Raw genomic sequence first — 5,660 nt, 5'->3', positions numbered from 1 at the left:
AGTCGGCGCTCGTTCTCAATTTCAGCCATCGCAGCGAGCATGGCTTCATCTCAACTGAATTCCATACCGAGACCGGGCCGTTCACGCAGGTGCCGCTGCCGGGCAAGCGCTCCAGTCTCGTCTGGGTGGTGAAGCCGGAAACGGCACAGGAACTGGCCGCGCTCGACGATGCCATGCTGTCTGTTCGGGTCGAAGAGCAAATGCAGTCCATGCTCGGCCGGGTCTCGGTCGAGCCCGGCCGCCAAGTCTACCCGCTTTCGGCGGCCTCGCCTGGTCGGTTCGCGCAAAACCGTGTGGCGCTTGTCGGCGAGGCTGCTCATGTCTTCCCGCCGATCGGGGCACAAGGCCTCAATCTCGGCATCAGGGATATCGACGATCTAATTGGAATCGCCAGCGAAAATCGCGACGATCCCGGGTCGAGGCTGAGCCTTGCCGCCTACGACACGCGGCGCCGTCCGGACATCCTGGCGCGCAGCAGTGCGGTGAACTTGCTCAACATGTCACTGCTGTCCGACATGCTCCCGGCGCAGCTTGCGCGCAGCGCCGGCCTCAACGTGCTGGGCAGCTTCGCGCCGCTGCGCGCCTTCTTCATGCGCGAAGGCCTGCGGCCGGGAAGCGGTTTTCGGGCGCTCGCCGGCGGCTTCAGGAAACAGGCCGCGCGCTGAGGCACATTTGCAAACTACCGCTTTCGGCCGAGCATTGCGCCTGCCGATAGGTAGCTTGGTGGCCAGGGCGTCGGTAAAGCATTGCATTGGAGCAACGTCTGCGCCAAATCGTACCAAGCCGAAAGTCGGGGTCGATTTTTGAGCGCGTGACGTGTAGATTCAAGACCTTAGGCGCCCTGTGCGCGCAAGCCGCTGCGGCGCCTCGGGACCGAAGTGGTGAGTGCGATGAAGACGGCCAAATTCGCGATCGGACAAGTTGTTCGCCACCGGCTGTTTCCGTTCCGTGGCGTGATCTTCGACGTCGATCCGCAATTCGCCAACACCGAAGAATGGTATGAAGCGATCCCGGCGGACATGCGTCCAAGCAAGGACCAGCCTTTCTATCACCTTCTCGCCGAGAACTCCGAGACAGAGTACATCGCTTATGTATCCGAGCAGAACCTGCTCGAGGACCGGTCGGGCGAGCCGGTGCGGCACCCGCAGATCGGCGAGATGTTCGACAAGCTGCCCGACGGGCGCTACGAGCCGAAAGGTCACTCGAAACACTGAGGGCTGAACAAGCGACAATAAAAAAGCGGGGCGCCTGCCCCGCTCGCTTTTTAGCATGCTGGAGAAACGCTCCAACAATCAGTTGGCGGTCTTCGCCTTGTCCTGCTCTTCCTTAAGCTTCTTGGCGAAGTCCTGGTTGTTCTTGGCGACAAAGTCCTGCAGTTTCTTTTGGCGGTCCTCGATGTCCGACTGCTGCAGCGGCGGGCCGTCATAGGCGCCGCTGAAGCCCGTCAGCGCAACCTTGATCGGGTTCGGCTGGTTTTGGAAATTGACCGAGGTGAGCGTGATCTGCTGGCCCTTCTTGAAGGACGCGACAAGCTGGTCGGTCAGCGGCACTTCGGCCACGCAGCGATCCGGGAAGCAGATCACATAGTCGAGCTTCTGCGCCTTGCCGGAATCGATCTGCAGGCCGATGCCCGGAGGAACGAGACGGCCGGTCGGCACCGTCACCTGGAACACCTTACGGTTCACTTTGCCCTTGAGCTCGATCAGGCTGACGCCGGTGACGAGCTGGCCATTGCCGGCCGTGACGATGTTCTGCACGTTGCAGATATCGACGTCTTCCTGCTTGGTGCAGGCCTTGAACCAGCCCTGCGGAATCTGCGGCGGCTGCTGCGCGGAAGCGGTGAAAAGCCCGGCGCCCAGAACGCCGACCACGCCTGCGGCCAGCACCGAAAGGCGATACGCGTTGCTCGTCATATGGTGCACTTTCCTCTCAAATGATCCCGGGGACCGGCTTCTTCCTGCCGTGTGGTCCCGCTACCTGTTGCCCAAATGAGGCAACAGCATGACTTCGGAGCGCGTGTTACACTGCCAGCGGCGCCGAATCCAGCCCGGTTTCCGCGTTTTCTTGCCGCGTTCTCCTGCCCTGGACGGGCCTCATCGGCGATGCGTCGACTGAACCCAAGCGACCGGCGCGCGCCGATTCAATCGGGGAGCGAAATGCTCTAGGGTGCATGTCGAATCACCAAGCTGCCCGGCAAGGAGACGGTCATGGACCGCGTTCTCGTTCGGCTGATCGCCGCGACCTCGTTTCTGGCCCTCTCGCTGCTTCCGGCTTTGTCGGAACCGAAGCACGGCATCGCCATGCAGGGCGAGCCGGCGCTGCCTGCGGACTATACACATTTCGACTACGTCAATCCCGACGCGCCGAAGGGCGGCAGCGTCACCTATTGCGTCGTCGGCAGTTTCGACAATCTCAACCCCTTCATCCTGAAGAGCCTGCGCACCACCGCGCGCGGCATGATCGACACGGTCTACGGCAACCTGGTCTTCGAGCCGTTGATGCAGCGCAACTACAACGAGCCCTTCAGCCTCTACGGCCTGCTCGCCGACAGCGCCGACATGGACCCGGATCGCAAGAGCATCGAGTTCCACCTCGATCCCAATGCCAAATGGTCGGACGGCCAGCCGGTGACGCCGGAGGACGTGCTGTTCACCTACGATGTGTTCAAAGACAAGGGCCGCCCGCCTTACAGCGATCGCATGAGCATGATCGCCAGGCTGGAGAAGACCGGCGACCACAGCGTGAAGTTCACCTTCAACGAAAAGGCCAATCGCGAATTTCCGCTGATCGTCGCGCTGACGCCGATCATCCCCAAGCACGCCTTCGACAAGGAGACCTTCGACAAGACCTCGCTGAAGCCGCTGATCGGCAGCGGCCCCTATACCGTGGACAAGGTGCAGCCTGGACAGCGCATCGTGTTCAAGCGCAATCCCAATTATTGGGGCAAGGACATCCCATCTAAGCGCGGCTTCGACAATTTCAACCAGATCACCATCGAGTATTTCCTCAACGCCAACGCCAAGACGGAAGCGTTCAAGAAAGGCATCTGCGCCCTCGACGACGAGACCGATCCGGTCAAGCGCGACCGCGATATCGACTTCCCGGCCTTTCGCAAGGGTGATGTGAAGCAGGAATATTTCAACACCGGTATTCCGCCCGTGGTGACGGGCTTCCTGTTCAACACCAGGCTGCCGAAGTTTTCCAATCCGGTCGTGCGGCGCGCCCTCGGCATGCTCTACGACTTCGAATGGGCCAACAAAAACCTGTTCGCCGGCAAGTTCAATCGCACCATGAGCTTCTGGCAGAACTCCGAGCTGTCCGCGCTCGGCCATCCCGCCGACGACCGGGAGAAGGCGCTGCTTGCCCCCTACCCCGGTCGCGTCCCTGCCGAGGTGATGGACGGCACCTGGCGGCCGCCGGTCACCGACGGCTCCGGCCAGGACCGCAAGGTGCTGCGAGCGGCTTTCGAGCTCCTGAAAAGCGCTGGCTATCACGTAGAGGACGGCCGGATGGTCGACCCTGAAGGCAATCCGTTCGGCTTCGAGATCATGACGTCATCGCAGGACGAGGAGCGGCTTGCGGCTCTCTATCAGCGCACGCTGGAGAAGATCGGCATCGATGTAACCATCCGCGGCCTCGACGGCGATCAAATCCAGTCGCGCAAGCAGCGCTTCGACTTCGAGGTGCTGATCGGCACAAGCGGTTTCAACAATTCGCTCTCGCCCGGCAGCGAGCAGGTGGGGCGCTGGGGATCCGTCGCCGCCAAGCAGGAGGGTTCATTCAACCTGGCCGGCGTCGCCGATCCCGCGGTCGACGCGGCGATCAACGCGATGCTGAATGCCCGCACGAAGGAAGACTATGTCGCTGCGGTGCGCGTTCTCGATCGGCTGCTGATATCGGGCAACTACATGGTGCCCATGCAATACAACACGCAGCAGTGGCTGGCTTACTGGAGCTACCTGGAACATCCGCAAAAGACGCCCATATTCGGCTATCAGCTGCCGACATGGTGGCGAAAGCCCAACTGACGCGATCCCCCGCCTGACACCGACCAAGCAAGGAGACGAGCATGAGCGCGGAGAACTCGATCACAATCGATGTGGTGTCGGATGTCGTCTGTCCCTGGTGCTTCATCGGCCAGAAGCGGCTGGACAGGGCGATCGCCGCTGCCGCCGATATCGACGTGCACGTGCGCTGGCGGCCGTTCCAGCTCGATCCGACCATTCCGCAAGGCGGCATGGGTCGCCGCGAATACATGCTGGGCAAATTCGGCAGCGAGGAACGCATCCATCAGATCCATGCGCGCATTGAGCCGCTCGGCGAGGCGGAAGGCATCCATTTCGCCTTCGGCGCCATCAAGGTCGCTCCCAACACGCTGGACGCCCACCGCGTTATCCGTTGGGCGGGGCCTGCCGGCGAGGACGTGCAGAACCGGCTGGTGCGACGCCTCTTCCAGCTGAATTTCGAGGAAGGCGCCAATCTCGGCCACCATGCCGTCCTAACCGAAGCCGCCCGCGAAGCCGGCATGGACGGCTCCGTGGTCCAGACGCTGCTGCCGACGGATGCCGATGTCGAGGCGGTGCGCAACGAAATCGCCACCGCCTCGCGCATGGGCATCACCGGCGTGCCCTGTTTCCTGCTCGAAGCCAAATATGCCGTTATGGGCGCGCAGGACGCCGACACGCTGGCCGATGCTATCCGCCAGGTCGCTGCGGCCAAGGCGCGCGGTGAGCTCGAAACGGCGGACTAGACCAAGTTCGCATCACCCCTCCGCCCAGCCGACGCGGAAGCCCGTGATGACTGCTGAGAGAGATTCCCGCGGTCTACGGCGGTTGATTCGAGGTAACCCCAGGTCTCCTGAAGGGACTTTTCGAGCCCTTCAACCATGGACCGGCCGCGCATCGGGCTGAATATTCCTTCACAAAACCGTGTTTTTGGCTTCCCCTGGGGAAAGTCCTTTCCAGCCGAAACTCTGTTCCCAACCGGCTGAACCAAAACACGAATTCCCCTCCGATAGATATCAGCCGGCAAAGCTTTTCTGTTGCCTTCATGCCACGGCCGGTAACCCTGTTCCCATTCGGAGGAAGAAAATTAATGGAAAATGATCAATTGGTGTTACCATGTGTAACAAAACAGGAAAGGTTCGGGCGGGATCGTGATTCGGGTCGGTAGACCGCGACGTACAGTACCGGAGCAAACATCCAGCGAGGCGGCAAGGCCCTCGCCCCTGACGCCGGTATCGTCGATGCGCACATTCTGGGGGCTGATGCGAGCCTACTGGTTCTCCGACCGGTGGAAGGAAGCCTGGACCCTCACCCTCGTCATCGCGCTGCTGACAGCGCTCTCCAGCAAGGCTGGCGTGTGGTTTGCCATGGCATCGGGCGAGCTGGTGAATTCGATCGCCTTCTTCCACGACGCCGCCAATATCAATCCGCTCCAGACGCTTCTGACCAATGCCGGCATATTGGTGCTGTTGGTCGTGCTCAAGGACGCCGGCTTCACCGGAGTGCGAAATCTCGTTTCCGCAACCTTGCATCGCAAATGGCGGGGCTGGCTGAACAGCCAATTCAACCAAGCGCTGCTCGACGGCAACCATACCCATTTCCATGCCCAGCATGGCTCGGTTGCCGGCGGTATCGTCGCTCCCGACAACATCGACC

Annotated in this window: 5 protein-coding genes and 1 pseudogene; 5 read left to right on the top strand and 1 reads right to left on the bottom strand. The window is 61.5% G+C overall.

Translation table 11 applies throughout. The features are described 5' to 3' along the window. Both EOA60_RS16065 and hspQ read left to right on the top strand, forming a co-directional pair. Positions 1–665: FAD-dependent monooxygenase (locus EOA60_RS16065; RefSeq protein ID WP_206628143.1), on the top strand; the 665-nt coding region annotated here is incomplete at its 5' end. Between the two features lie 225 nt (positions 666–890). Further along, a complete protein-coding gene (hspQ, locus tag EOA60_RS16060; protein ID WP_066989816.1) occupies positions 891–1,214 on the top strand; it encodes a heat shock protein HspQ in 324 nt (107 codons plus the stop codon). 78 nt (positions 1,215–1,292) lie between these two features. On the opposite strand, the gene EOA60_RS16055 is transcribed toward hspQ, so the two are convergent. Beyond that, positions 1,293–1,922 (bottom strand): invasion associated locus B family protein, encoded by a 630-nt coding sequence (locus EOA60_RS16055; RefSeq protein WP_095777677.1) that lies wholly within the window; start codon positions 1,920–1,922, stop codon positions 1,293–1,295. Positions 1,923–2,207: 285 nt separating this feature from the next. Here EOA60_RS16055 and EOA60_RS16050 point away from each other — a divergent pair, with 285 nt between their 5' ends. The 3 genes and pseudogenes from EOA60_RS16050 to EOA60_RS16040 all read left to right on the top strand — a co-directional run. Beyond that, the gene (locus EOA60_RS16050; protein WP_095825408.1) at positions 2,208–4,028 is read left to right on the top strand and encodes an extracellular solute-binding protein; all 1,821 of its coding nucleotides are present in this window, start codon (positions 2,208–2,210) and stop codon (positions 4,026–4,028) included. A gap of 41 nt (positions 4,029–4,069) precedes the next feature. Beyond that, the gene (locus tag EOA60_RS16045; protein WP_095825407.1) at positions 4,070–4,750 is read left to right on the top strand and encodes a DsbA family protein; all 681 of its coding nucleotides are present in this window, start codon (positions 4,070–4,072) and stop codon (positions 4,748–4,750) included. 495 nt (positions 4,751–5,245) lie between these two features. Continuing rightward, positions 5,246–5,660, top strand: a pseudogene (locus EOA60_RS16040) (ABC transporter ATP-binding protein/permease); the annotation flags it as partial.

The sequence above is a fragment of the Mesorhizobium sp. M1A.F.Ca.IN.020.06.1.1 genome, from assembly GCF_004023265.1.
Classification (GTDB): Bacteria; Pseudomonadota; Alphaproteobacteria; order Rhizobiales; family Rhizobiaceae; genus Mesorhizobium.
The sequence above is the reverse complement of the archived record's forward strand: the minus strand, read 5'-3'. Positions and strand labels throughout refer to the sequence as shown.

Bases quoted from the DNA above. Each gene is read 5' to 3' on its own strand.
- hspQ (WP_066989816.1), top strand. From the start codon at position 891: ATGAAGACGGCCAAATTCGCGATCGGACAAGTTGTTCGCCACCGGCTG.
- EOA60_RS16050 (WP_095825408.1), top strand. From the start codon at position 2,208: ATGGACCGCGTTCTCGTTCGGCTGATCGCCGCGACCTCGTTTCTGGCC.
- EOA60_RS16045 (WP_095825407.1), top strand. From the start codon at position 4,070: ATGAGCGCGGAGAACTCGATCACAATCGATGTGGTGTCGGATGTCGTC.